The organism is Pseudomonas sp. NY15372 (assembly GCF_048068215.1).
Lineage (GTDB): Bacteria > Pseudomonadota > Gammaproteobacteria > Pseudomonadales > Pseudomonadaceae > Aquipseudomonas > Aquipseudomonas guariconensis_A.
The window spans coordinates 35,312-59,936 of sequence record NZ_JBLUPY010000015.1; the positions used below are offsets into that span (position 1 = coordinate 35,312).

Here is a 24,625-nt window from a genome sequence, read left to right on the forward strand (position 1 = left end):
TCACGTCCTTGAGTGTTAGGCCAAGCTTAGTCGCTTTAGCCCAGGAACAGCTTGTACGCCGGGTTGTCGGTCTCGTCCCAGTAGGGATAGCCGATCTTGGCCAGGGCCGCCGGCACCAGGTGGCGTTCGTCGTCCGGCACCTGCAGGCCTGCCACCACCCGGCCATCGGCCGCGCCATGGTTGCGGTAATGGAACATGGAGATGTTCCAGCGCCCGCCCAGCTTGGTCAGGAAGTTGAACAAGGCGCCCGGGCGTTCCGGGAACTCGAAGCGCAGCACCATTTCGTCGCTGGCGCCTGCCGAATGGCCACCGACCATATGGCGGATATGCAGCTTGGCCAGCTCGTTATCGGTCAGGTCGGTGACCGGGAAGCCTTGCTCGACCAGCTGCTGCACCAAGGCGGCGCGCGGGTCGGTTTCCGGGTGGGTCTGCACACCGACGAAGATGTGCGCTTCCTTGTCGGCGTGGTACCGGTAGTTGAACTCGGTGATCTGGCGCTTGCCGATGGCCTCGCAGAAGGCCTTGAAGCTGCCCGGGCGTTCAGGGATCGTCACGGCGATGATCGCCTCGCGCTTCTCGCCCAGCTCGGCGCGCTCGGCCACATGGCGCAGGCGGTCGAAGTTGACGTTGGCGCCCGAGTCGATGGCCACCAGGGTCTGGCCCGTCACGCCATGCAGCTCTACGTACTTCTTGATGCCTGCGACGCCCAAGGCGCCGGCAGGTTCGGTGATCGAGCGGGTATCGTCGTATATATCCTTGATAGCTGCGCAGATTTCATCGGTACTGACCGTCACCACCTCATCCACATGATGGCGGCAGATATCGAAAGTGTGCTGGCCGATCTGCGCCACTGCCACGCCGTCGGCGAACAACCCGACCTGCGGCAGCACCACCCGCTCGCCGGCCGCCATGGCGGCCTGCAGGCAGTTGGAGTCGTCCGGCTCGACGCCGATCACCTTGATCTCCGGACGCAGGTACTTCACGTAGGCAGCGATGCCGGCGATCAGGCCGCCGCCACCGACCGGCACGAAGATCGCGTCCAGGCGACCTGGGTGCTGGCGCAGGATTTCCATGGCCACGGTGCCTTGCCCTGCGATGGTGTGCGGGTCGTCGTAGGGGTGGATATAGACGAAGCCCTTTTCATCCACCAACTTCAAGGAATAGGCCAGCGCCTCGGGGAAGGAATCCCCGTGCAGCACCACCTTGCCGCCGCGCGAGCGCACGCCTTCGACCTTGATTTCCGGGGTGGTCTTGGGCATCACGATGGTCGCCTTGATACCCAGCTCCCGCGCGGCCAGGGCCACGCCCTGGGCGTGGTTGCCGGCCGAGGCGGTGACCACGCCACGGGCCAGTTCTTCCGGGCTCAGCTGCGCCAGCTTGTTGTACGCCCCGCGGATCTTGAAGGAAAACACCGGCTGCAGGTCCTCGCGCTTGAGCAGGACCTGATTGCCCAGCCGCTTGCTCAGCTGGCCGGCGCTCTGCAGCGGGGTTTCGACGGCAACGTCGTAGACGCGCGAGGTGAGGATCTTCTTGACGTACTGTTCGAGCATCGGGAAAGCATCACTGGGCCGCGGGACAAGGCCTGGGAGTCTACCCCAGCGCCACGTCGGGCGACCACAGCGAAACCGAGGTTTTGCTGGCGCTTGCCGCTATAATAGGCAGCTTTCAAACTCCCGCCCCTCTCGGAGCCCGCATGACCCAGGACCAACTCAAACAGGCCGTCGCCCAGGCCGCCGTCGATTTCATTCTGCCCAAGCTGGATGAGAAAAGCGTCGTCGGCGTCGGCACCGGTTCGACCGCCAACTTCTTCATCGACGCCCTGGCCAAGCACAAGATCGCCTTCGACGGCGCTGTCGCCAGCTCCGAGGCCACCGCCGAGCGCCTGAAGGGCCATGGCATTCCTGTCTACGAGCTCAACAGCGTCAGCGAGCTGGAGTTCTACGTGGACGGTGCCGACGAAAGCGACGCGCACCTGAACCTGATCAAGGGCGGCGGCGCGGCCCTGACCCGCGAGAAGATCGTCGCGGCGGTGGCCAAGACCTTTATCTGCATCGCCGATGCCAGCAAGCTGGTGCCGGTGCTGGGCGCCTTCCCACTGCCGGTGGAAGTGATCCCGATGGCCCGCAGCCATGTGGCGCGCCAGCTGGTCAAGCTCGGCGGCGACCCGGTGTACCGCGAAGGCGTGGTGACCGACAACGGCAACGTCATCCTCGATGTGCACAACCTGCAGATCACCGACCCGGTGGGCCTGGAGCAGAAGATCAACGCCATCGTCGGCGTGGTCACCAACGGCCTGTTCGCGGCACGCCCGGCCGATCTGCTGTTGCTGGGGACCGCCGAAGGCGTGAAGAGCCTCAAGGCCGAGTAATCCCCCACGAGGGCTTCGCCCTCGAATCGCGGGACAAGCCCGCTCCCACCAGGCCTGCGCTGTTTTCAGAGACACCGCCGTACCTGTGGGAGCCGGCTTGCCGGCGATAGGGCCGGGGCAAGCAACCCAAGACTGTTGGCTCCCACAAGTCGGCTCATGCCTAGAGGTCGCTGCGGTCATTGTGGGAGCGGGCTTGCCCAGCGATGGGCAGCAAACGCCCCTCAATCTGCGGGCTGCTTGAACACGTAGAACAGGTTCGGCTCACTGACCAGGTAGATGGTCCCGGCATCGTCCATGGCGATGCCCTCGGCCTGCGGCACGCTGCGCTTGAGGCCCTGGAAGCCCTTGTTCAGCGACAGGGTACTCAGCGGCCGCCCCTTCACATCCAGCTCCAGCACCAGCCTCGACTCGTCCGACAAGGCCAGCAGATGGCCGCTGCGCTCATCGAACTGCAGGCTCGACAGGTCCCGCACGAACAACCGTGAATCGCGCTTGCGATCCTGCACGACATGCACGGCGTAGGGCTGTTCGGGCTTGTCGTGAGGGAAACCGTGGATCTCGTAGATCATCATGGGGTCGCGTTCCTTGGCCACGAACAGGCGCTTGCCCACGGAGTCATAGGCCAGGCCCTCGAAGCCTTTGTTGCCGTTCAAGCCAATGCCCAGCGTGAGCTGCTCGGCATCGTTGGCGTCGAGGAACAGCGTGTCGTCGTCCAGGCGCACGCGAATCAACCGCTGTTGGCGTTCGTCGGTGATCACGTAGCTGTTGGGCCCCACGTACTCGACGGCCTCCGGGTCGCCGAACCCTGTCAGCGGCACACGGCGCAGGATGCGCCCGTCCAGGGAAAGCTCGATCAGTTCCGAACGGGCATTGGTGACGGTGAACAGGCTCTTGCGGTCCGGGTCGTAGGTCAACGCCGAGAGGTCGTCATCCAGCCCCTCGATGGGCTGCCCCTCGACCACGACCTGGTAGCGATCGAGCCCCATACTCAGCTCGGCGGGCTGCCACCAGGTGCGCAGATTGAACCAGCCGCGCTCGAACAGGCGAAACTCCTGCGCCGCGAGCCCAGCGAGCACGAGCCCCCCCACCAAGAGGACGATCAGGAAACGAAATAGGCGTGGGCTAAGGCGCATGAAGGGCAGGCTCGACAAAGGAATGACGAATCTAACCACGAATCAGCTGAAATAAAGCTTAATGCCACTACCCAAAAAACGACGGGCTCAGTCAGTTTTTTCTGAATCGGTAGAAAAGATCAGGTTCGCTCACCATGTACAGCGTGCCCTGGTCGTCCATGGCTACGCCTTCGGCCCGCGGGATCGTATGCTTGAGCCCATTGAAACCGCCCAACAGGGTCATGAAACTGACCTGCTCACCTTTTTCGTCCAGCTCGAGCAGCATGTTGGAATCCGCGGACAGCACCAGCACGTGGCCGGTGCGGGGGTCCACGCCAAGCGCCGAGAGGTTGCGCAGGTCTAGCTCGTCGCTGGGCAGCGCCTGCTTGTCGCCCGTCAGCGGGCTCTTGCCGTCGGTGGCCCAGGTGTACAGCTTGGGCGGACGCTCCTCGCCGATCAGCAACCGCTGGCGTGCAGGGTCCCAGGCAATCGCCTCGAAGCCCTTGTTCTTGTTGGCTGACTTGCCCAGGTCGTAGTGCTGGAAGTCGGCATGATTCAAGCTGGCGGTATGGGCATCCACGGTCACCAAGGTCAGGTCGTGCTTACGCTCGTCGACGATCGCCAGCTGACCGTTGGCCAATACGGCGACGCCTTCGGGGTTGTCCCAGCCCACCAGCGGCATCTTGCGCAGCACCTCACCGTCCAGGTCCAACTCGACGAGGAAGGGGTTGTTGCCCATGACAGAGAACAGGGTCCGGGTCAGCGGGTTGAACGCCAGGTCCGACGGTTCGTCGTCGGACATGCCAGGGAGCACCTTGGCTTGGATGTCCGCCACGTAGTTCGGCAACCAGACGCTTTCCACCCGCTCGGCCTTGCTCTGCATGCCTTCCTTGATCCACAGCAGACCACGGTCATCCCAGTGCATGATCACCGACAGGCCGTAACCCAGCACCACGGCCAGGCCGAGCCAGAGCTGCCAGCGCCGCAAGAGGCTGCGTTTGTGCAGGGGAGGAACGGGAGCGCTGGGGGAGACGACCATCGACGATGCTTCCTGGATCTGTTGCCGAAGTTCTCCATAACGCCGGCGGATGAGGGTGATCGGCAGGATTATCCAGATGCTTTGTGAAAAAAATGGCAAATCGTCGATTAGGGGGCTGCTTCGCAGCCCTTTCGCGGCACAAGGCCGCTCCTACAGGGGTACGGGCGCGCCCTGTAGGAGCGGCCTTGTGCCGCGAAAGGGCCGCCCAGCGGCCCCAGCACACTCACGCCATACGCGGTGTCAGAGCACCCGGCTTTCGAACCGGCTCGCCCCCGGCAGCTCCAGCACCAGCTCATCCCCAACGTCCAGCGGCCCCACGCCAGCCGGCGTACCGGTAAGGATCACATCGCCCGGCTGCAGCGAGAAATGCGCCGCGATGTGCTGGATGATCGGCACGATGGGGTTGAGCATCAGGGCGCTATTGCCGTCCTGGCGGACCTGGCCGTTGATCGACAGGCGGATGCCGATATCGGCCAGGTCCTCGAAGCTGTCGGCGACCACGAACGGCGGCAGTACGCAGGCGCCATCGAAGCTCTTGGCCAACTCCCACGGCAAGCCCTTTTCCTTGAGCCTGGCCTGCACGTCGCGCAGGGTCAGGTCCAGGGCCGGGGCGAAGCCGGAGATGGCGTCACGCACCTCTTCCTCGGATGGATGGGTGGACAGCGGCTTGCCCAGCAACACCGCGATCTCCGCCTCGTAGTGCACCGCACCACGGTCGTTCGGGATCTTGAAGCCACCTTCCAGAGGCACGACGCAACTGCCCGGCTTGATGAACAACAGCGGCTCGCTGGGAATGGGGTTGTCCAGCTCCTTGGCATGTTCGGCGTAGTTACGGCCGATGCATACCACCTTGCCCAGCGGGAAGTGGATGCGCGTGCCGTCTAGGTACTGGTGCTGGTAACTCATGGCCGACTCCTCTGGATACTGCTTTTTATTCAGGAGCGAAGATCTTACCCGGATTCATGATGCCGTTTGGATCGAATACCGCCTTGATCGCTTTCATACAGGCGATTTCGGCGGCAGAGCGGCTGTAGCCCAGGTAGTCGCGCTTGGTCATGCCCACGCCGTGCTCGGCGGAGATCGAGCCGTTATAGCGCTCGACGATCTCGAACACCCACTTGTTCACCGTGGCGCAGCGGGCGAAGAACTCGTCCTTGGCCATGTCGTCGGGCTTGAGGATGTTCAGGTGCAGATTGCCGTCGCCGATATGGCCGTACCAGACCACTTCGAAATCCGGGTAGTGCTGGCCGACGATGGCATCGATGTCGCGCAAGAACGCCGGCACCTTGGAGACGGTGACCGAGATGTCGTTCTTGTAGGGCGTCCAGTGGGAAATCGTCTCGGAGATGTACTCGCGCAGTTTCCACAGGTTCTTAAGCTGGGTCTCGCTCTGGCTCATCACGCCATCGAGCACCCAGCCCTGCTCGACGCACTGTTCGAAGGTGGCCAGGGCTTCGTTGGCCACGTCCTCGTTGCAGGCTTCGAATTCCAGCAAGGCATAGAACGGGCAATCGGTTTCGAACGGCGGCGGCACGTCGCCGCGGCCCATGACCTTGGCCAGGGCCTTGTCGGAGAAGAACTCGAAGGCGGTGAGGTCGAGCCGGCCCTGGAAGGCGTGCAGCACCGGCATGATCGAATCGAAGTCAGGGGTGCCCAGGACCATGGCGGTGAGGTTGCGCGGGGCCCGGTCCAGGCGCATGGTCGCCTCGACCACGAAGCCCAGCGTGCCCTCGGCACCGATGAACAGCTGGCGCAGGTCGTAGCCGGTGGCGTTCTTGATCAGGTCCTTGTTCAGCTCGAGCACCTCGCCCTTGCCGGTCACCACCTTGAGGCCCGCGACCCAGTTGCGGGTCATGCCGTAGCGAATGACCTTGATCCCGCCAGCATTGGTGCCGATGTTGCCGCCGATCTGGCTGGAGCCGGACGAGGCGAAGTCGACCGGGTAGTAAAGCCCATGCTCCTCGGCGAACTGCTGCAACTGGCGGGTGACCACGCCTGGCTGGCACACCACGGTGCGATCGAAGGCGTTGAAGTCCAGGACCTTGTTCATATAGTCGAAGGCCACCACCACTTCGCCATTGGCCGCGACCGCAGCGCCGGAAAGGCCAGTACGCCCGCCAGAGGGCACCAGCGCGACCTTGTGGCGGTTGGCCCAGGCGACAATGGCCTGCACCTGCTCGATCGAGCGCGGGAAGACGATTGCCGAAGGTGCCGGTGGATAGTGCTTGGTCCAGTCCTTGCCGTAGGCCTCCAGCGAAGCTGGGTCGGTGAGGACCTTGCTCGGGTCGACCAGGGTCATCAGCTCATCAAGTACCGCTGTGTTGGTCATCGGTAGAACTCTCGAACTATTCATAGTCACCCTGAGCACTCTTCACCTGTCGGGATAAGCTCAGATTCTGTCGCGTATGCTAGCATAGCGCTCCCGCCGTTCGTGCTAAGGCCGACGCCGCGCCGCTTTACCCCCCTGCCATTTTTTCTCCGGGATACAGGTTTACGCAGATGAGCAAGACTTCTCTCGACAAGAGCAAGATCAGGTTCCTTCTTCTTGAAGGTGTGCACCAGAATGCGGTCGATACCCTCAAGGCTGCCGGGTACACCAACATCGAGTACCTCACTGGTTCCTTGCCGGAAGCCGAGCTGAAGGAAAAGATCGCCGATGCCCATTTCATCGGCATCCGCTCCCGCACCCAGCTGACCGAAGAAATCTTCGACTGCGCGAAGAAGCTGGTCGCCGTCGGCTGCTTCTGCATCGGCACCAACCAGGTCGACCTGGCCGCGGCTCGCGAGCGCGGCATCGCCGTGTTCAATGCCCCCTACTCCAACACCCGTTCCGTCGCCGAGCTGGTGCTGGCCGAAGCCATCCTGCTGCTGCGCGGCATCCCCGAGAAGAACGCGTCCTGCCATCGCGGCGGCTGGATCAAGAGCGCGGCCAACTCCTTCGAGATCCGTGGCAAGAAGCTGGGTATCATCGGCTACGGCTCGATCGGCACCCAGCTGTCGGTCCTGGCCGAAAGCCTGGGCATGCAGGTGTATTTCTACGACCCGCTGACCAAGCTGCCGCTGGGCAACGCCACCCAGGTGACCAACCTGCACGAGTTGCTGGGCCTGGCCGACATCGTCTCGCTGCACGTGCCTGAGCTGCCGTCCACCCAGTGGATGATCGGCGAGAAGGAAATCCGCGCGATGAAGAAGGGCTCGATCCTGATCAACGCCGCCCGTGGCACCGTGGTCGAGCTGGACCACCTGGCTGCCGCCATCAAGGACAAGCACCTGATCGGCGCCGCCATCGACGTGTTCCCGGTCGAGCCGCGCTCCAACGACGAGCAGTTCGAAAGCCCACTGCGCGGCCTGGACAACGTGATCCTGACCCCGCACATCGGTGGTTCCACTGCCGAAGCCCAGGCCAACATCGGCCTGGAAGTGGCCGAGAAGCTGGTCAAGTACAGCGACAACGGTACTTCCGTGTCGTCGGTCAACTTCCCGGAAGTCGCCCTGCCGGCGCACCCTGGCAAGCACCGCCTGCTGCACATCCACGAAAACATCCCAGGTGTGCTCAGCGAGATCAACAAGGTGTTCGCCGAGAACGGTATCAACATCTCCGGCCAGTTCCTGCAGACCGACGAGAAAGTCGGTTACGTGGTCATCGACGTGGATGCCGAATACTCCGACCTGGCGCAGGAGAAGCTGCAGCAGGTCAAGGGCACCATCCGTTCCCGCGTGCTGTTCTAAGCCATACCGCTGCGTGAAGGGTTAATGCCCGTCAGTTAAGCCTTATCGGCTGCACTTGGGGCTGCTACGCAGCCCATCGCCGGCAAGCCGGCTCCCACAGAGACAGTGCTGGCCGCAAGGCTGACGCGTTACTTGTGGGAGCCGGCTTGCCGGCGATGGGCGTGCAGCGACCGCATTTCGCAGTTACTTCACGTTCACGGTGATCTTCTGCGACTCGACGCTCGGCTTGAACGGCACGTGGTACATGTCGCCCAACACCAGCTGCAAGGTGTGCTTGCCCGGCGTCAGGGTAATGGTGGCCTCGGTTTGTGCCTTGCCGAAGTGCAGCACTTGCGGGCCGGCCGGCAGCGGGGCGTTGTTTTCCGGCATCAGGCTGGTCGGCAACGGCTGGTCGGCCAGGGGCGCCTTGTCCACATCCACCAGCAAGTGGTGATGGCCCGTATGCGGCGTCTGGTCGCCCGCAGGCTTGAGCCCCATGCCTTCGATGCCGAACTTGACCGTGAAGGTCTTGTCGACGGTAGCCCCATCGGCAGGGGCAACGATGAAGACCTTGGCGCCCTGGGGCGGCACCTGACTCTTCAGGGCATCCGCGGCGCTAGCCAGAACCGACGCCCCCATCAGCAGGCCGGCAACGGCAGCACGCGAAAATAGGCTGTTCATTCACTTCTCCTGTGTTTCACTTCCATTGACCACTGTCCATCGACGAACGGCGGCGCTAGAACAACATAGTTCAATTGTGTGCAAAGGTCTCGCCGGCCATGGCCAGAAATATTTGAACTTCAACTAAACATTGGAAGCGAGTGGAGGTCATAGCCTGCACCGTGACCGCGGCATGACACAAAGCTGCGGCATCAAATTCATCTGCCAAACGAGAATGGGGGCATTCATGCGGTTGAGCATTGGCGTACTGCTGGCACTTGCGATCAGCCCACTGGCCCAGGCCGAACTCATAGACGAGGTCAACGACCGGGGCGAACTGCGCATTGCCGTGCAAGCGGATACACCGCCTTACGCGTTCAAGGAAAACGAACACCTGACCGGCTTCGACGTGGAGCTGGGCCAGGCACTGGCCAAGGAGCTGGACGTACGCGCCGAGTTCATCGAAGCCCCCGCAGAAGAAGCGATCCCGGGCGTCGAGAGCGGCAAATTCGACATCGCACTCGACCAACCCGAACCCGAGCAGGCCCCGCAACTGGCCGCCAGTGAGCCTTACGGCAGTGAGGCCCGGGTGATTCCGTTCCAGAAAGACAACCCAGCCTTCGAAACCGCGGTGAACAACGCCCTGCAACGAATCAAGGAAGACGGCCGGCTGGCGGCGCTGGAGCAGAAGTGGCTCAAGGGGGCGCGAGAAACATCTGCCGGCCAGTGACCCTGTCCTGCCCAATCGCCGGCAAGCCGGCTCCCACAGATGGAATGGCGCCATGGTGTGGGAGCTGGCTTGCCGGCGATTGGGCCGAACAGGCGCCTCAAATCTCCAGGCCAGCCAAGGCCCGCTGCGCAGCCTCCAGCTCCAGCTCGCTGAACACCTGCACCCCTTCGCGCCGCAGTAGCGCCGTGGTCACGCCCTCACCCGCGACCTTCACCCCGCTGAACGTCCCATCATAGGTCAGCCGGTTGCCACAGGACGGGCTGCCCGATTTGAGCACCGCCACCCGGATACCATGCTCGCGGACCAAGGCCAGGGCCTGCCGCGCGCCAGCCAGGAAGGCTGCGCTGACATCGTCTCCGACGACCGTCACCACCTGGGCCAGGCCGTCCAGCACAGCACCACCCTGCCCGCCCGGGATTTCCGCCGGCGGGCGCGGTGTCGGCAGGCCGCCGGCCACTTCCGGGCAGAGCGCTACCACGCGGCCCTCGGCCTGCCAGCGCTGCAGCACGTCGGGGTGCCCACTGTCACGCCCATCGTAGCGCACCGGCTGCCCCAACAGGCAGGCGCTGACCAGGACCTTGGCCAAATCAGAAGAGGTCGTTGCCACGGCGACGGAACCAGCCGGTCAAGGACAGGCGCTCGCGCCCGGCCGGCAACACTTCGTGAGGGATGTCGCCCGACAGGAATACCACCAGGGTGCCCGCTTCGGGCTGCACGTCGTGCTCCACCCCATCGGCGAGAAACATGCGTAATTGCCCTCCATCCTCGGGTTGCCAATCTTCGTTCAGATAGAGCACCGCCGACACCGCGCGCCGGTCGTCATCGCGAAAGCGATCGAGGTGGCGGCGGTAGAACGCGCCCTGCGGGTACAGCGCGAAATGGCACTCGAAATCTTCGAGCCCCAGGTACAGCCCCTGGTTCAATGCCTGACGCAAGCCTTCCATGATGTCCAGGTAACGGTCGCAGGCCTCGGACTGGCCCGGCTCGAGCCACTGGATGTGGTCGCCACGGATCGTTTCGCGCACCTCCTGCCCGATACCGCGGCCCACGCTGGCAGGGCTCAGCTCGCCCTCGGCAGAACGTTGTCGACACTCGGCCGCCAAGGCGCGAGTCAGTGCAGCGGGCACAAACAAGGGCTGCCGGCTCCAACCATGGTTGGCCAGCTCATCGACAATGTTAGAAAGCATTGGATACTCAAGAGAGAGGTGATGACGCATAGTATCCACTCGCCATGAAAACCGACAGCGCCACTTGGCCGCCAACCGTCATCGGCGTCTCGACAAAGCCCCGCCGCGCCACGGACAATAGCGGCCTGCCGACAGGAGTCCTGAATGCGCCGTTTGTTTCCCCTGCTGCTGCTGATGATCTGCACCATGCCTGTCTGGGCAGACAGCCTCGACCAGCTGTACAAGGCCGCCGGCTGGCCGGACCAGCGCGCCCACTTCACCGACGCGGTGAGCGCCGCCCAGCAACGCTACAAGAACAGCCTGCCCCCGGCTGTCTACCAGGCGCTGGTCAACAACAGCAACCAACGCTTCCAGGCCCAGGCCATCGACCGCCGGGCCCAGGCGCAATTGCGCGCCAACCTGCCGAACCCGTCACCCGCACTGGCGTTCTTCCAGTCGCCGCTGGGGCGCAAGGTGGTGGCCGCCGAACTGCTGGCCACACGCAAGGACCAACTGGCCAAGCATGCCAAGGGCTTGCCGAAGATCCAGGCAAGCGACAACCGCCTGTTGATTATCGGCCACCTGGCCCAGGCCCTGCCGGCCCGAGAAGCGGGTGCCGAAGTCAGCCTGGCGATTGCCGGCGTGGCAGCCGACAGCCTGAGCTCGATGCTGCCCGGCCTGTTCGGCGCAGGCCAGGCCCAAGGCCTGCTCGATGGCCAGCGGCAACGCCTGATGCAGCAGATCGGCGAAGATCTCAACAATACCCTGCTGTATGTCTACCGCGACCTCTCCGACACCGAGCTGGAAGAGTTCGCCACCTTCGCCGAATCGGCCGACGGCCAGGCCTACTACAAAGCCGCCATCGCCGCCGTGCGTGCGGGCCTGGCCGTGGGCCAGAACGCTGCCAACCTGAACTGAGTCAACCCAGGCGCTGGTCGAGGAAGGCGAAGTAGCGCTGGCGGATGCCCGGCAGTTCGTTGGCCAGGTGGTGCCTGGCCTCGGGCAGCAGCAGGATCTGTGGGTCAGCGAACTTGGCCTTGAGCACCTTGAGGTTATAGGGCCAATCCACCGTGGCGTCTGCCTCCCCCTGTACGATCAATGGCCGCCGCAGGCTGCGCGGCGCGGCCTCGATACGCTTGACCCAGGCCACCAGGGCACCGACCCAGGCGGTGGGGAGTTGGCGTGGCTGCAGCGGGTCGGCCTCGAGGAACGGCAGGAAGGCCGGGTCGTTGCTGTTCTCGCTGAAGCGCCGCTCGATGCCGTTGACGAAATGGCGCAGCACGCAATAGCTGAGCTTGGACCAATGCCAGGCCCGTGGCCGCACCAGGGGCGCCAGCAGGATCACCTGGCCATCGGCCGGGCTTTGCTCGCCGCGGTGCAGCAGGTGATCGACCACGATCGCCCCGCCGGTGCTTTGCCCGCACAGGTGCCAGGGGCGTGGCAGGTCGAGCGTTCGCGCCTGTTCGAACAAGGCATCGAGCATCTGCTGGTAGATGCCGAAGTCGGCGATGCTGGCCCGCTCGCCGCTGGACAGCCCATGCCCGGGCAGGTCGCAGCTGATGACCGCGAACCCCTGCTGCAAGGCCCATTCGATCACATGGCAGTACAGGCCCATGTGGTCGTAGTAGCCATGCAGCAGAAACAGGGTCGCCAGCGGCTGCGGCGGCAACCAGACCTGCCCCACCAGCTCGAACCCCGCTGCCTGGAAGACACCCAGCCAGCTTTGCCCTGCGGGTAGGTCCAGGCCGTAATAGTGCTGGTAGTCCCGGGCCTGGGGCGACAGCGGTTGGCGGTCGGCCAAGGGCCGGAGGCTGGTGCGCAGCAGGTCGGGGTGAAAGCAAGCGGGCATCGGTACATCCACAGCGAAGCGAGTATTGACCTGTGATATTCAGCTCTGGGCCGCATCATGGCAAGCTGATGCACCACGCGGCTAGCGGACACACCATGCCCATCCGGAAAACCCTGCTGACCACCCTCGCCCTGCTGCTCTGCGGTGCCGCCCTCTGGTGGGCCTACGCCAGCTTCCAGGCCCGCTACCTGCGCCCGTTCGACAACCCGGCCACGTTATTCGAAGGCGGCCAACTGCGGCTGCCACCGGAGCTCGCCGGCCCAGGGCCGATCCGGGTCGTGCATTTCTGGGACCCGGCCTGCCCCTGCAACGTTGGCAACCAGCAACACCTGGGCGAGCTGGTCGAACACTTCGCGCCCCAGGGCGTGAGCTTCCATGTCGTGCAGAAACCCGGCAGCAACGGCCAGCTGCCCGCCAACCTCGCCGGCCTCGAGCCCCTGCCCCAACTGCCCGGCAGCGAGCGCATCCCGGCCTCGCCCGCCGTGGCGATCTGGGACCGAAATGGCCGCCTGGCCTACTTCGGCCCCTATAGCGAGGGCGCGGTGTGCAATGCCAGCAACAGCTTCGTCGAACCGATCCTCAAGGCACTGCTAGACGGCCGCTCGGTCGATGCATCCAACACCCTGGCACAGGGCTGCTACTGCCCCTGGGCCGGCTGACGCACCCGCGCCGGGTTGCCCACCGCGATCGCGCCTGCCGGCACGTCACGGGTCACCACGCTGCCGGCGCCGATCACCGCATCGTCACCGATGGTCACCCCCGGCAGGATGATCGCCCCACCACCGATCCACACATTGCTGCCAATGGTCACCGGCCGCCCGCTTTCGAGCCCCGTGCGGCGTACCTCGGCATCGAGCGGGTGGTCGGCGGTGTAGATCTGCACCGCCGGGCCGATCTGGCAGTCTTGGCCGATACGCACAGGCAGCACGTCGAGGATCACGCAGTTGAAGTTCATGAAGGTATTGGCGCCAACACTGATGTTGTAGCCATAGTCGCAGTAGAACGGCGGGCGGATCACCGCACCGCTGCCTGCATGGGCGAAGTGCGCGACCAACAGCGCGTGGCGCGCATCGTTGAGCAGGTCGGTACTGTTGTTGTAGCGATGCATCCAGTGCTTGTTGGCGATCTGCTCGGCCTGCAGTTCGGGGCATCCCGCGTGGTAGAGCTGGCCAGCCAGCATTTTCTGTTTTTCGCTCAGGGACATGGAGACTCCTTCCAGGGGCTATGCTGAGTTCGCGAATCCGTCGATGATCGGACCACATTTTTCGCTCGAGTGCACAAGGAGTCTCGATGAAGCGCAGCCTGACCTTGCTGGCCGTGGTGCTCGCCACCGCCGTGGGCGCCGGTTTCTGGTACGTGCAAGGCAAGCAGCCGCAACGCGAGGGCGAGGCCGCCATCGCAGGCCTGCAGGCGCCGGTCAGCGTGCGCTACGACGCCCGCGGCGTGCCCCACCTGCTGGCCGACAACGAGCCTGACCTGTACCGCGCCCTGGGCTACGTGCATGCCCAGGACCGCCTGTTCCAGATGGAAATCCTGCGCCGCCTGGCCCGGGGCGAGCTGGCCGAGGTGCTGGGCGCCACGCTGCTGCCCACCGATACCCTGTTCCGCAGCCTGCGCATTCGCGAGCAGGCCACGCGCATGGCCCAGCGCCAGGACCGGCAATCCCCTGCCTGGCAGGCCCTGCAAGCCTACCTGGACGGCATCAACCAGTGGCAGGCCAGCCATCCCAAACCCATGGAGTTCGACCTGCTGGGCATCGCGCCGCGCCCTTTCACCGCCGAGGACACCCTCAGCATCGCCGGCTACCTGGCCTACAGCTTCGCCGCCGCATTCCGCACCGAGCCGGCGCTCACCTACGTGCGCGACCAGCTCGGCCCCGACTACCTGAAGATCTTCGACCTGAGCTGGCAACCCGAAGGCGCCCTGGCCACGCCCTTGGCGGCGGCCGACTGGCGCAGCCTGGAACACTTGGCGCGTTTGAGCCACGAAGCTCTCGGCGATGCCGGCCTGCCCCAGTTCGAAGGCAGCAACGCCTGGGCCGTCGCCGGCAGCCGCACCCGCAGCGGCCGCCCGCTGCTGGCAGGCGACCCGCACATCGGCTTCGCCGTGCCGGCCGTGTGGTACGAAGCAGAGCTGTCGGCGCCGGGCTTCAACCTGTACGGCTACTTCCAGGCCTTGAACCCCTTCGCCCTGCTCGGCCACAGCCGCGATTTCGGCTGGAGCCTGACCATGTTCCAGAACGATGACGTCGACCTGGTGGCCGAACAGGTCAACCCGAGCGACCCGAAGCAGGTGCGTATCGATGGCCGCTGGCAGCCGCTGGAGCAAAGCGAACAGCAGATCGCGGTCAAGGGCGAGGCGCCGGTGAACATCACCCTGCAGCGTTCGCCCCACGGCCCGATCGTCAACACCGTGCTGGGTGAGACCGCAGGCGCCACGCCCATTGCCATGTGGTGGGCATTCCTGGAGACCGACAACCCGATCCTGGACGCCTTCTACCAGATCAACCGCGCCGACACCCTGGCCAAGATGCGCGAGGCGGCGGCCAAGGTCCAGGCGCCCGGGCTGAACCTGGTGTGGGCCAATGCCCGGGGCGATATCGGCTGGTGGGCGGCCGCCCAGCTGCCGATCCGCCCAGATGGCGTCGACCCGGCCTTCATCCTCGACGGCAGCACGGCCCAGGCCGACAAGCTCGGCTTCTACCCCTTCAGCGTCAACCCGCAGCAGGAAAATCCCGCCAGCGGCTACATCGTCTCGGCGAACGTGCAACCCCCGGCGGTGGTGCCGATCCCGGGCTACTACAACCTACCGGACCGCGGCCGGCAACTCGACCGGCACCTGGCCGACCCGAGCATCAAGTGGGATACCCAGAACAGCCAGGCCCTGCAGCTCGACGACGCCACGGACTACGGCCCGCGGACCTTGGCGCCGCTGCTGGGCACCTTGCGCGCCATCGCCCAGGGCGATGAGGAAAAGGAGCTGGTGGAACAGTTGGCGGCCTGGCGCGGCGACTACCCACTGGGCTCGACCAGCGCGACCTTGTTCAACCAGTTCCTCTATGAACTGGCCTTCGCCGCCCTGCACGATGAACTCGGCGACACCTGGTTCCCCGCCTTGATCAATACCCGCGTCATCGATGCCGCCCTGCCGCGCCTGGCTGCCGACCCGGATGCGCCCTGGTGGAACACGCAGGGCAGCAACGCGCATACCGACCGTACCGCCATCGCCCGGCTGGCCTGGCAGCGCAGCATCGCGCACTTGCGCGACGTGATGGGCAAGGACCCGGCCAGCTGGCAATGGGGCAAGGCCCACACCCTTACCCACAGCCACCCGCTGGGGGCGAAGAAGCCGCTGAACCTGCTGCTCAATGTCGGCCCGTTCGCCGCGCCCGGCAGCCACGAGGTGCCGAACAACCTGTCGGCGAAGATCGGCCCGGCACCCTGGGCGGTCAACTACGGCCCCTCGACCCGGCGCCTGGTCGACTTCGCCGACCCTGGCGCCGCGCTGACCATCAACCCCGTAGGCCAAAGCGGCGTGCCCTTCGACCGGCATTACGGTGACCAGGCGCAGGATTACATCGAAGGGCGCTATCACAGGGTACGGATGGGCGAGATTCCGGCCCAGAGCACGCTGCGGCTGGTGCCGGCGCCCCGTACAAATGCATTACCTTAGGAAATATCTGACCACTAGCTGGGAGGCCTGCCAGTAGCGAAACGCCTTTGGCATCGCTACCGTTCCAACTTTGCGACTTGACTGAGTTAGGAACGACCGATGCAAAAACACTTCGTGGAAATCGACGGCGCGCGCATGAGCTACGTCGACCAAGGCCAGGGCTTCCCTGTGCTACTGGGCCATAGCTACCTGTGGTCCGCAGCCATGTGGCAACCCCAAATCGACGCGCTGTCGCAACACTTTCGTGTCATCGTCCCGGAGCTCTGGGGCCATGGCGACTCCGATGCACCACCGGCCAATACGGGTGACATGAGTGCGCTGGCGCAGCAGCACCTGGCTCTGCTCGATGCCCTGGATATTCCGAAGTGCCACCTGGTCGGCTTGTCGGTCGGTGGCATGTGGGGCGCGGAGTTAGCGCTCGATCACCCCGAGCGCGTCGACCGCCTCGTCCTGATGGACACCTACCTGGGCGCCGAACCCGAAGCCACGCGCCTGAAGTACTTCGAACTGCTGGATGCCGCCAGCGCCGCAGGCGGGTTCACCGATGATCTGCTCGATATCATCGTACCGATCTTCTTCCATGCGGGCGGCCAGACCGTGCCAGACATTCGCGAGGCATTTCGTGCCGCGCTCAAGGCCTGCAGCGCAGACACCATCCGCATGAGCCTGGACCCGTTGGGCCGGGTGATCTTCGGCCGGCCGGACCTGCTTCAGCGCCTTGAGAACCTGCCCGCCGAGCGCACCATCGTGTTGTGCGGCGATCAAGATATCCCGCGCCCGCCTGAGGAGTCCAACGAGATGGCCCAGTTGATCGGCTGCCTGGCGGCACAGGTTCCGTTTGCAGGGCATATCTCAAGCCTGGAAAACCCAAAGGTCATAATCGACTTCCTGTTGAACTGGCTGCCCCGGAACGCCTGAGCCAGAAGCCACCGCTTCGGGCGGCGATCGGGCCGGATCGCCGCCCTGCGCATCACGTTCGTCGGATGACCAGGAAATTTATGCGTGGCGAGGGATCTTTCCTGCAAAAACCTTTTCCAAGAGCTCTGACCCGTACGGCCCCACCTGGAACGACAACAATGAACAGCTCTTGCCCGCCGGTTTCCAACGAACAGCTTCAATGGCTCCTGGCCTTGCGCCGGGCGCTGGCCAATTCGCGCTGATTGGCCCTGCACAAACAAAAACGCCGACGCAAAATGCGTCGGCGTTTTTGTTTCCAGGCGCCTGAATCAGAACGCCGGCAATACCGCACCGCTGTACTTCTTGGCGATGAATTCCTTGACCTGCGGGCTGGTCAGCGCCTTGGCCAGTTTCTGGATGGCCTCGCTGTCCTTGTTGTCCGGGCGGGCCACCAGGAAGTTCACGTAGGGCGAGTCGCTGCCTTCGATCACCAGGGCATCCTTGGCCGGGTTCAGGCCGGCTTCCAAGGCGTAGTTGGTGTTGATCATGTCCAGGTCGACCTGGTCCAGCACACGCGGCAGCATGGCCGATTCCAGCTCGCGGAACTTGAGCCTCTTCGGGTTCTCGGCGATGTCTTTCGGGGTGGCCAGGGCGTTCTTGGGGTCTTTCAGGGTGATCAGGCCAGCCTTCTGCAGGAGCAGCAGCGCACGGCCGCTGTTGCTGCCTTCGTTGGGGATCGCGACAGTGGCGCCCTCTTCCAGGTCAGCCAGGTTCTTGACCTTCTTCGAGTAGCCGCCGAAAGGCTCGACATGTACACCGACGACGGTCTCAAGGTGAGTGCCCTTGCCTTCGTTGAAGTTCTTCAGGTACGGCAGGGTCTGGAAGTAGTTGGCATCCAGACGCTTCTGATCGACCTGGACGTTGGGCTGTACGTAGTCGGTGAAGACCTTGATCTGCAGGTCCACACCTTCCTTGGCCAGCGTCGGCTTGATCAGCTCGAGGATCTCGGCGTGGGGCACCGGGGTGGCAGCTACCACCAGTTTTTCAGCGGCATTGGCGAAGCCGGTCAGCGACAGGGCTGCGGCCAGGGCTGCGGTCAGCAGGGTCTTTTTCATGGTGATCCTTGTTATCAAGCTGATGCCATCGATGTGGCGAAGTCGGTGCCCCTTCGACAGGGGCGTGAAGTGGACGATACCGGGAATTTTTATTCCTTAACAATATCTTTTACTTAGCTGCTTATTCCAAAAACAAATGGCCATTACGGGCTTCGGGCATGACGGACGGCCCCGCTCTAGCGTGCGGTCGCATCCAAGTCCGACAGCCTGCCTTCCAGCAACCGACGCAAGGCAAGACGGGTTTGCGGCTCGCGGCTGCGGGTCAGCTGCTCGAGTTGCCGGGTCAGGCTGGCCAAGGGCGTGGTGTCCGGTAGGTCCAGATGCTCTGGCAGGAGCTGCTCGCCTTCGCTCACCAGCAAGGCGAAGTGGATGACGTTCTCGAGCTCCCGGGTATTGCCCGGCCACGCATGGGCTTCCAGGGCTTGCTGTGCGGCCTCGCTGATCAGCGGCACCGGGCGCCCCAGGCGCACGCTGTAGATGCCCACGAAATATTCGGCCAGCGGCAGGATATCCCCGACCCGCTCACGCAGCGCCGGCAGCTCCAGCTGGCCTTCGTGCAGGTAATGGTAGAGGCGTTCGTTGAAATGCCCGGCGCGCACGGCCTGGGCCAGGTCGATGCTGGAGGCGGCGACCAGGCGCACGTCCACCGGTTGCGGCCGCTGGGTACCGACGCGGGTGACCTCGCGGTTTTCCAGCGCCGCCAGCAGCTTGCCCTGGATCGCCAGGGGCAGGTCGGCGATCTCGTCCAGGTACAAGGTGCCGCCGTTGGCCGAGCCGAACCAGCCGGCCCGGCCGCTGGCCGTCCCGCCCTGAGTACCGGCGCTGTAGCCGAACAGCTCGGCGTCGGCATAGGTCGGGCTGATCGCCGCGCAGCTCACCGAGACGAACAGCCCGCCGCGGTCGCTGGCCCGGTGCACCTGGCGGGCCAGCAGTTCCTTGCCGGTGCCGGTCTCGCCGCGGATCAGCACCGGCACCGGTTGCGGCGCCAGGCGCTCCAAGGCATCGCGCAGCTGCTGCGAGCGGGGGTCGATGAACACCAGCGCCTTGGCGCGGATGCTCAGTGGGCTCTTGTCCAGTTCGGGAAAGGTCAGCAGCGGCTGGCCGAAGGCGTTGTGCACAGTCATGACGAGCTCCCGCCCGAGGCCGTTGCCGACCGGGCGTCAAGGTATTCAGGGAAGCGGTGGCGAATCAGGCGCGGCGCAAGGCCCGCTGCTCGATACGCCCCTGCAGGCGGTAGAGGTAGGCGAAGCCTTGCTCCCAACGCTCGTGCCCGGACTTGACATTGATGTGCCCGGCATTGGCCAGCAGCCCCGCCTCGGCACCCCACGCCCGTGCCAGGTGCAGCGCACGGGGCACGCTCACCGCCGGGTCGTTGTCGGAACTGACCACCTGGCTGGGGAACGGCAAGGCCTGCAGCGGAATCGGCGCGAAGTTGCGCAGCGCCGGTGCGCAGGTCGGCCGCTCAACGTCGGCCGGCGCCACCAGCAGCGCCCCATGCACCCGACGCAGCAGGGCTGGGTTTGCCTGCGCAGCCCAGTGGGCGACGGTAATGCAGCCCAGGCTGTGGGCGATCAGGATCACCGGCGAGCGTTCGGCGATGATCGCCTGCTCCAGCGCGTGCACCCAGTCATGCCGCTGCGGGGTGAGCCAGTCGTGCTGCTCGACCCGGGCACTGTTGGGCAGGCTACGCTGCCAGTGACTTTGCCAATGGTTGTCTGGCGATCCTTGCCAGCCCGGCACAATCAGGTAACGAATAGACTCATTGCGCATGGGGACGCCTCCAGAAGTTTGCGTGCTTGGGCTCAAGTATAGGGAGGCGGATATATACGTAAAGGAATAAGAAGATATTTGGTTATAACCAGATAGACAAAGGGGCCGCTGCGCGACCCATCGCGGCACGAGGCCGCTCCTATAGGGAGCAGCCTTTGGCGATGGGCCGCAAAGCGGCCCCGGAACAGCGAATCTCAGCGCTTGACTGGCGCCGGCTGCTGCTGCGTCAGGCAATGAATGTTGCCGCCCCCCAGAAGCAGCTCACGCCCCGGAATCATGACCACTTCGTGGTTCGGGAACAGCTTGGCCAGGATCGTCCGCGCCTCGGCGTCCGCCGGGTCGTCGAAGCTCGGCGCGATGATGCCGCCATTGACGATGAGGAAGTTGACGTAGGAACCGGCCAGGCGCACCGACGGGTCACGCTCCTGGCTGCCCGCCACCTGGTCGACACCGGCACATTCCTCTTCCGTGGCGTACAGCGGGCCCGGGATCGGCATCTTGTGCACGACGAATTCACGGCCCTTGGCGTCGCGGCTGTTCTTCAGCACCTCATAGGCAGCCTGGCAGCGGGCGTAGTTCGGGTCGTTGACGTCGTCGGTCCAGGCCAGCAGCACTTCACCTGGGCTGACATAGCAGCAGAAGTTGTCGACGTGGCCGTCGGTCTCGTCGTTGTACAGGCCATCCGGCAGCCAGATGATGGTGTCCACCGCCAGGTGCTCGCGCAGGATCTCTTCGATCTGCTCGCGGGAGAGGTGCGGGTTGCGGTTGCGGTTGAGCAGGCACTCTTCGGTGGTGATCAAGGTGCCTTCGCCATCGACATGGATCGAGCCGCCTTCGAGCACGAAGCCTTCGGTGTGGTAGCGCTGGCAGCGCTCCATCTCCAGGACCTTGGCAGCCAGCTCCTCGTCACGGTTCCAGGGCGCGTACAGGCCGCCGTCGAAACCACCCCAGGCGTTGAAGCCCCAATCCACGCCGCGCACGTCGCCGTGGTCGTTGATGACGAAGGTCGGGCCGGTATCACGCACCCAGGCGTCGTCGTTGCTGATTTCCACCACACGGATGTTCGGCACGTCCAGTTGGCGACGGGCGTTCTCGTACTGGCCAGCGGAAACCGCCACGGTCACCGGCTCGAAGCGGGCGATGGCCTTGGCCAGGGTCACGTGGGCGGCCTGCGCCGGCTTGCCGCCCAGGCGCCAGTTGTCCGAACGCTCCGGCCAGACCATCCACACCTGGGACTGCGGCGCCCATTCGGCGGGCATGTGGAAACCGTCGGCACGCGGGGTCGAATTGAGGGTCTTCATCGGTAACCTCTGCAAAAGCCCGGCGCCGACTGCGCCAGGTCGTTGATCAATCGGCGCGCCGGAGAGACGCGGCCCCTGTAGGAGCGGCCTTGTGCCGCGAGGGGCCGCCCAGCGGCCCCATTAGATGCACCATTATATACTCGATAAAAATCGAACTTAGAAGCCGAAACTCAAAATATTTCGCCATAAAAAAGCCACCTAAACCGATAACAATCGATTCAGGTGGCCGCCTAATGCAAGTGTTAGAGCCCCTCGCCGAGTACCCGATCCACGCAATCGACGAAGTAATCCACGCTGGCGCGCGTTGTGCACATGGGTGGCTTGATCTTGAGGATGTTCAGGTAGTCGCCGGTCGGCTGCATGAAAATGCCCAGGTCACGCAGGCGGTTGCACAGGGCCATGGTTTCTTCGGTGGCCGGTTCCAGGGTCTGACGGTCGCGCACCAGCTCCAGGCCGAGGTAGAAGCCGGAACCGTGAGCGGCACCGGCAAGCGGATGTTTATCGACCAGCGCCTGCAGGCGCGCCTTGAAATAGCGCCCTACTTCCCGGGTGTTTTCCCACAGGCCTTCCTCCTGCATCACATCCAGCACCGCCATGCCGATCCGGCAACTGACCGGGCTGCCGCCCGCCGAAGAGAAGAAGTAACCCTCGGCCTCCAGAGCCTCGGCAATCTCCCGCCGGGTGATCACCGCGCCCAGCGGCTGGCCGTTGCCCATGCCCTTGGCCATGGTGATGATGTCCGGCACCACGCCTTGCTCTTCGAAGCCCCAGAAGTACTCGCCCAGGCGGCCATAGCCGACCTGCACCTCGTCGGCGATGCACACCCCGCCGCGGGCGCGTACCTTGGCGTAAGCGTCGCGCAGGTAACCTGCCGGCAAGGAAATACCGCCGGCATTGCCATACACCGGTTCGCAGATGAAGCCCGCCAGCTGGCGACCACGCGCGTCCAGGTCAGCCAGTTTGGCATCGACGTCGCGCAGGTAGTCGGCGGCGCTGTCCGGGCCACGGAAGCGCCCACGGAAGGTGTTCGGCGCCTCCACAGGGTGCACCCAGTCCGGGCGGGTCTCCAGGGCCTGGGGGTTGTCGGCGATGGAGGTGGAGATGGCGTCGGTGGCCACCGACCAGCCATGGTAGGCCTCCAGCACGCTGAGCAGGTCGCGCCCACCGCTGTAGGCCCAAGCCAGACGGATGGCCAGGTCGTTGGCCTCGGTGCCGCTGTTGACCAGGAACACCCGGTCGAAGCCCTCCGGTGCCAATTCGAGCAGGCGCTCGGAGAACTCGGCGATGGCCGCGTAGTGGAAGCGCGAATTGGTGTTGACCAGCGACCACTGGCGCGCCGACTCAGCGACCATGCGCGGGTGCCCGTGGCCGAGCACCGCGACGTTGTTGAGCATATCCAGGTAGGAACGGCCCTGCATATCGATCAGGTAGTTGCGCCAGCCACGCTCGATGTGTGGCGGCTGGGCGTAGTAGTGCTTCTGCGAACGGGCGAAGCTGGCATCGCGGCGTGCCAGCAGGGCCTGGGCATCGACCAGCGGCTCGGCATCGCAATCGAACCCGAGCAATGGGCGTGGCGACGGGCATACGGCCAGCCAGGCGTCGGCATGCGACGGCGTGACGAAGAACGGCGGGCGCTGTTCGTCGCTCCGGCACAGCTGGACGTTGAGAAAGCCACACGTCAGGCCCAGGGCTTGCCCCTTGGCCAGCGCCTGACCATCTGCCGGCGCCTCTTCCAGCCCACTCAGCCAAAGGCTCCAGGTTGCAGTGCGCAGCCGCCCGCGACCGTCGCCGGCCCGCTCCCAGGTGCCCGCCTCGGGCGCCTGCAGCGCGGTGCCGGCCGGTACGCTGAGTTCCACGCCCAAGGCGCAGGTGGCCGGCTCTTCGGGGCGGTCGATATGGGTCTGCGACAGCCGATACTGGCCGTGCAGGGTGCAGGCCGGGCCAGCCTGGGCCGCCAGCAGCCGCTGGTCGAAGCCCGGCTGCTCCCAGTTGCCCGCTTCGCAGTGCGGGCTGAGCACACCCAGGTCGACGCGCGTCACCGCCTGCCCCGCCAGGGCCGGGATCAGCGGCGCGCAATCGTCCAGCCCCAGGGGCGCTGGCGCGCTGCCCGTGGCTTGGAGAATCGCAGCTTCCATCAGGGCGAGCGGCACGGCGGCGGCCGTATCGAAGATCGCCCACTCGTGGTCGATGTTGTCGCGGATGTACTGGTTGCCCGGGTCGACTCGCAGTTGCTGCTCGCTGCTGAGCACCAGCACCGCGGCGCGCATCAGCACCAACGGCCAGAGGGCGCGCAGCTCGGCGTCCTGCAGCGGGTTGACGGCATGGTAGGCGCGAACGGCCGGCAGGATGCGCAGCGGGTCGCCTTCGGCGTGGTGCAGCAGCGCCGCGCAGGTGACGGACAGGTCGGCGATGCGCCAGGTGCGCAGCAGGTCGCCGAAGTCGATGACGCCCTGCAACTGCCATTGGCGCTCATCATCACGGGCCCAGACGGCATTGTCGTCGGTGATGTCCAGGTGCACGGCCTGGGTCGGCAGGCCGGCCACCAGTGGTTGCAGGCGTGTGGCGGCCAGGCCAGTGGCGCACTCGACACGCTGGCGACGCTCGCCGTCCAACACCGGCAGCAAGTGTTCGATCAGCGCCTTGGCGTGGCGCGGGTCCCATTGCAAGGTACGCTCCAGGCCCGGGTGTTCGAAGCCGGCCAGGGCTTGGTCGACCCGGGCGCACAGCGCGCCCAGCTCGGCGACCAGCCTTGCCGGCATGTGCGCAAGACGGGTCAGCGGCTGGCCCTCGATGTAGTCGAGCAGGCGCACCCGCAGCGGCTGGCCGTCGACCTCCACGGCCAGCAGGTCCTGGCCATCGCGCGCCCGGCGTACCTGTGGCACCGGCAGGCCCTGTTCGCCCAGGTAGGCCAGCGCCGCATGCTGCGCCTCGAGTTCCACCTGGGCATAGCTGCCGTGACAAGCCTTGAGCACGAAACGCCCCCGGTCGCTATCCAGCCGCAGGTTCAGGTCCTGCTGGCTGCCCAACGGTTGCAGGCACCCTTCCAGGTCGTAGTGCGCCCGCAGCAGGGCATGGGCCTGGGCTTCGCTCAGCGAGGGGCTGGGCTGGCTGGAACGCTGGATCAGGGTGCTCAAGGGCATGGGAGGGAACCTCGGTTTTTTTTGTCGCCTATATCGCCACTGCTCACAGCGATATACAAGAGGCCAATGACAAAAGCATGGCCACTCGGCGCTGATGG

The 24,625-nt window shown here is 64.9% G+C and carries 22 protein-coding genes; 7 read left to right on the forward strand and 15 right to left on the reverse strand.

What is annotated here, in order from left to right; genetic code table 11:
- Positions 1 to 35 precede the first annotated feature (35 nt).
- Entirely contained in the window at positions 36 to 1,550 is a 1,515-nt protein-coding gene (gene ilvA, locus ACNFG0_RS13195; protein WP_196156492.1) for a threonine ammonia-lyase, biosynthetic, read from the reverse strand.
- Between the two features lie 143 nt (positions 1,551 to 1,693).
- Between ilvA and rpiA the strand changes: the two genes are divergently transcribed.
- Entirely contained in the window at positions 1,694 to 2,368 is a 675-nt protein-coding gene (gene rpiA / locus ACNFG0_RS13200) for a ribose-5-phosphate isomerase RpiA (RefSeq protein WP_416765147.1), read from the forward strand.
- A 221-nt stretch (positions 2,369 to 2,589) separates the two neighbouring features.
- Here rpiA and ACNFG0_RS13205 read toward each other — a convergent pair whose 3' ends face one another.
- The 4 genes from ACNFG0_RS13205 to ACNFG0_RS13220 all read right to left on the reverse strand — a co-directional run bounded on the left by ACNFG0_RS13205 (position 2,590) and on the right by ACNFG0_RS13220 (position 6,848).
- Positions 2,590 to 3,501, reverse strand: coding sequence for an SdiA-regulated domain-containing protein (locus ACNFG0_RS13205; RefSeq protein WP_196144149.1), 912 nt, complete (start codon positions 3,499 to 3,501; stop codon positions 2,590 to 2,592).
- Between the two features lie 91 nt (positions 3,502 to 3,592).
- Positions 3,593 to 4,519, reverse strand: a complete 927-nt coding sequence (locus ACNFG0_RS13210; protein ID WP_196156494.1) for an SdiA-regulated domain-containing protein — start codon at positions 4,517 to 4,519, stop codon at positions 3,593 to 3,595.
- 240 nt (positions 4,520 to 4,759) lie between these two features.
- Positions 4,760 to 5,425, reverse strand: a complete 666-nt coding sequence (locus tag ACNFG0_RS13215) for a fumarylacetoacetate hydrolase family protein (RefSeq protein WP_196144151.1) — start codon at positions 5,423 to 5,425, stop codon at positions 4,760 to 4,762.
- Positions 5,426 to 5,450: 25 nt separating this feature from the next.
- Entirely contained in the window at positions 5,451 to 6,848 is a 1,398-nt protein-coding gene (locus ACNFG0_RS13220; RefSeq protein WP_196144152.1) for an FAD-binding oxidoreductase, read from the reverse strand.
- 170 nt (positions 6,849 to 7,018) lie between these two features.
- On the opposite strand from ACNFG0_RS13220, the gene serA reads away from it, so the two are divergent.
- Entirely contained in the window at positions 7,019 to 8,248 is a 1,230-nt protein-coding gene (serA, locus tag ACNFG0_RS13225) for a phosphoglycerate dehydrogenase (protein WP_196144153.1), read from the forward strand.
- A gap of 183 nt (positions 8,249 to 8,431) precedes the next feature.
- Here serA and ACNFG0_RS13230 read toward each other — a convergent pair whose 3' ends face one another.
- On the reverse strand, positions 8,432 to 8,908 hold the full coding sequence (locus ACNFG0_RS13230) for a DUF4399 domain-containing protein (protein ID WP_416765149.1): 477 nt from the start codon (positions 8,906 to 8,908) through the stop codon (positions 8,432 to 8,434).
- 226 nt (positions 8,909 to 9,134) lie between these two features.
- On the opposite strand from ACNFG0_RS13230, the gene ACNFG0_RS13235 reads away from it, so the two are divergent.
- A complete protein-coding gene (locus tag ACNFG0_RS13235) occupies positions 9,135 to 9,617 on the forward strand; it encodes a substrate-binding periplasmic protein (protein WP_196144155.1) in 483 nt (160 codons plus the stop codon).
- A 97-nt stretch (positions 9,618 to 9,714) separates the two neighbouring features.
- On the opposite strand, the gene ACNFG0_RS13240 is transcribed toward ACNFG0_RS13235, so the two are convergent.
- Complete coding sequence (locus tag ACNFG0_RS13240; protein ID WP_196144156.1) at positions 9,715 to 10,224, reverse strand: DUF523 domain-containing protein; 510 nt, start codon at positions 10,222 to 10,224, stop codon at positions 9,715 to 9,717.
- Positions 10,205 to 10,834 (reverse strand): 2OG-Fe(II) oxygenase, encoded by a 630-nt coding sequence (locus ACNFG0_RS13245; RefSeq protein ID WP_196156221.1) that lies wholly within the window; start codon positions 10,832 to 10,834, stop codon positions 10,205 to 10,207. Before ACNFG0_RS13245 ends, ACNFG0_RS13240 begins: the two co-directional genes overlap by 20 nt.
- A gap of 114 nt (positions 10,835 to 10,948) precedes the next feature.
- On the opposite strand from ACNFG0_RS13245, the gene ACNFG0_RS13250 reads away from it, so the two are divergent.
- Positions 10,949 to 11,701, forward strand: a complete 753-nt coding sequence (locus ACNFG0_RS13250; protein ID WP_416765152.1) for a hypothetical protein — start codon at positions 10,949 to 10,951, stop codon at positions 11,699 to 11,701.
- A 1-nt stretch (position 11,702) separates the two neighbouring features.
- Here the strand turns inward: ACNFG0_RS13250 and ACNFG0_RS13255 are convergent, their stop codons facing one another.
- Positions 11,703 to 12,632 (reverse strand): alpha/beta hydrolase, encoded by a 930-nt coding sequence (locus ACNFG0_RS13255; protein ID WP_416765154.1) that lies wholly within the window; start codon positions 12,630 to 12,632, stop codon positions 11,703 to 11,705.
- Positions 12,633 to 12,727: 95 nt separating this feature from the next.
- On the opposite strand from ACNFG0_RS13255, the gene ACNFG0_RS13260 reads away from it, so the two are divergent.
- Positions 12,728 to 13,291 carry a DUF6436 domain-containing protein gene (locus ACNFG0_RS13260; RefSeq protein WP_196144160.1) on the forward strand — a complete coding sequence of 188 codons (564 nt, stop codon included), beginning with the start codon at positions 12,728 to 12,730 and terminating at the stop codon, positions 13,289 to 13,291.
- Here ACNFG0_RS13260 and ACNFG0_RS13265 read toward each other — a convergent pair.
- On the reverse strand, positions 13,270 to 13,836 hold the full coding sequence (locus ACNFG0_RS13265; protein ID WP_416765156.1) for a sugar O-acetyltransferase: 567 nt from the start codon (positions 13,834 to 13,836) through the stop codon (positions 13,270 to 13,272). The genes ACNFG0_RS13260 and ACNFG0_RS13265 overlap by 22 nt on opposite strands.
- Before the next feature lie 86 nt (positions 13,837 to 13,922).
- Here ACNFG0_RS13265 and ACNFG0_RS13270 point away from each other — a divergent pair, with 86 nt between their 5' ends.
- Together ACNFG0_RS13270 and ACNFG0_RS13275 are read left to right on the forward strand one after the other, a co-directional pair.
- A complete protein-coding gene (locus ACNFG0_RS13270) occupies positions 13,923 to 16,304 on the forward strand; it encodes a penicillin acylase family protein (protein WP_416765158.1) in 2,382 nt (793 codons plus the stop codon).
- A 99-nt stretch (positions 16,305 to 16,403) separates the two neighbouring features.
- On the forward strand, positions 16,404 to 17,222 hold the full coding sequence (locus ACNFG0_RS13275) for an alpha/beta fold hydrolase (protein WP_416765160.1): 819 nt from the start codon (positions 16,404 to 16,406) through the stop codon (positions 17,220 to 17,222).
- 308 nt (positions 17,223 to 17,530) lie between these two features.
- On the opposite strand, the gene ACNFG0_RS13280 is transcribed toward ACNFG0_RS13275, so the two are convergent.
- The 5 genes from ACNFG0_RS13280 to ACNFG0_RS13300 all read right to left on the reverse strand — a co-directional run bounded on the left by ACNFG0_RS13280 (position 17,531) and on the right by ACNFG0_RS13300 (position 24,527).
- Positions 17,531 to 18,316 carry a MetQ/NlpA family ABC transporter substrate-binding protein gene (locus tag ACNFG0_RS13280; protein ID WP_416765162.1) on the reverse strand — a complete coding sequence of 262 codons (786 nt, stop codon included), beginning with the start codon at positions 18,314 to 18,316 and terminating at the stop codon, positions 17,531 to 17,533.
- A gap of 176 nt (positions 18,317 to 18,492) precedes the next feature.
- Positions 18,493 to 19,440, reverse strand: coding sequence for a sigma 54-interacting transcriptional regulator (locus ACNFG0_RS13285; protein ID WP_416765164.1), 948 nt, complete (start codon positions 19,438 to 19,440; stop codon positions 18,493 to 18,495).
- 64 nt (positions 19,441 to 19,504) lie between these two features.
- A complete protein-coding gene (locus tag ACNFG0_RS13290) occupies positions 19,505 to 20,086 on the reverse strand; it encodes an alpha/beta hydrolase (protein ID WP_196144166.1) in 582 nt (193 codons plus the stop codon).
- Between the two features lie 194 nt (positions 20,087 to 20,280).
- A complete protein-coding gene (gene aguA / locus ACNFG0_RS13295; protein ID WP_196156214.1) occupies positions 20,281 to 21,387 on the reverse strand; it encodes an agmatine deiminase in 1,107 nt (368 codons plus the stop codon).
- Between the two features lie 242 nt (positions 21,388 to 21,629).
- Positions 21,630 to 24,527 carry an aminotransferase gene (locus ACNFG0_RS13300; protein WP_416765167.1) on the reverse strand — a complete coding sequence of 966 codons (2,898 nt, stop codon included), beginning with the start codon at positions 24,525 to 24,527 and terminating at the stop codon, positions 21,630 to 21,632.
- Positions 24,528 to 24,625 lie beyond the last annotated feature (98 nt).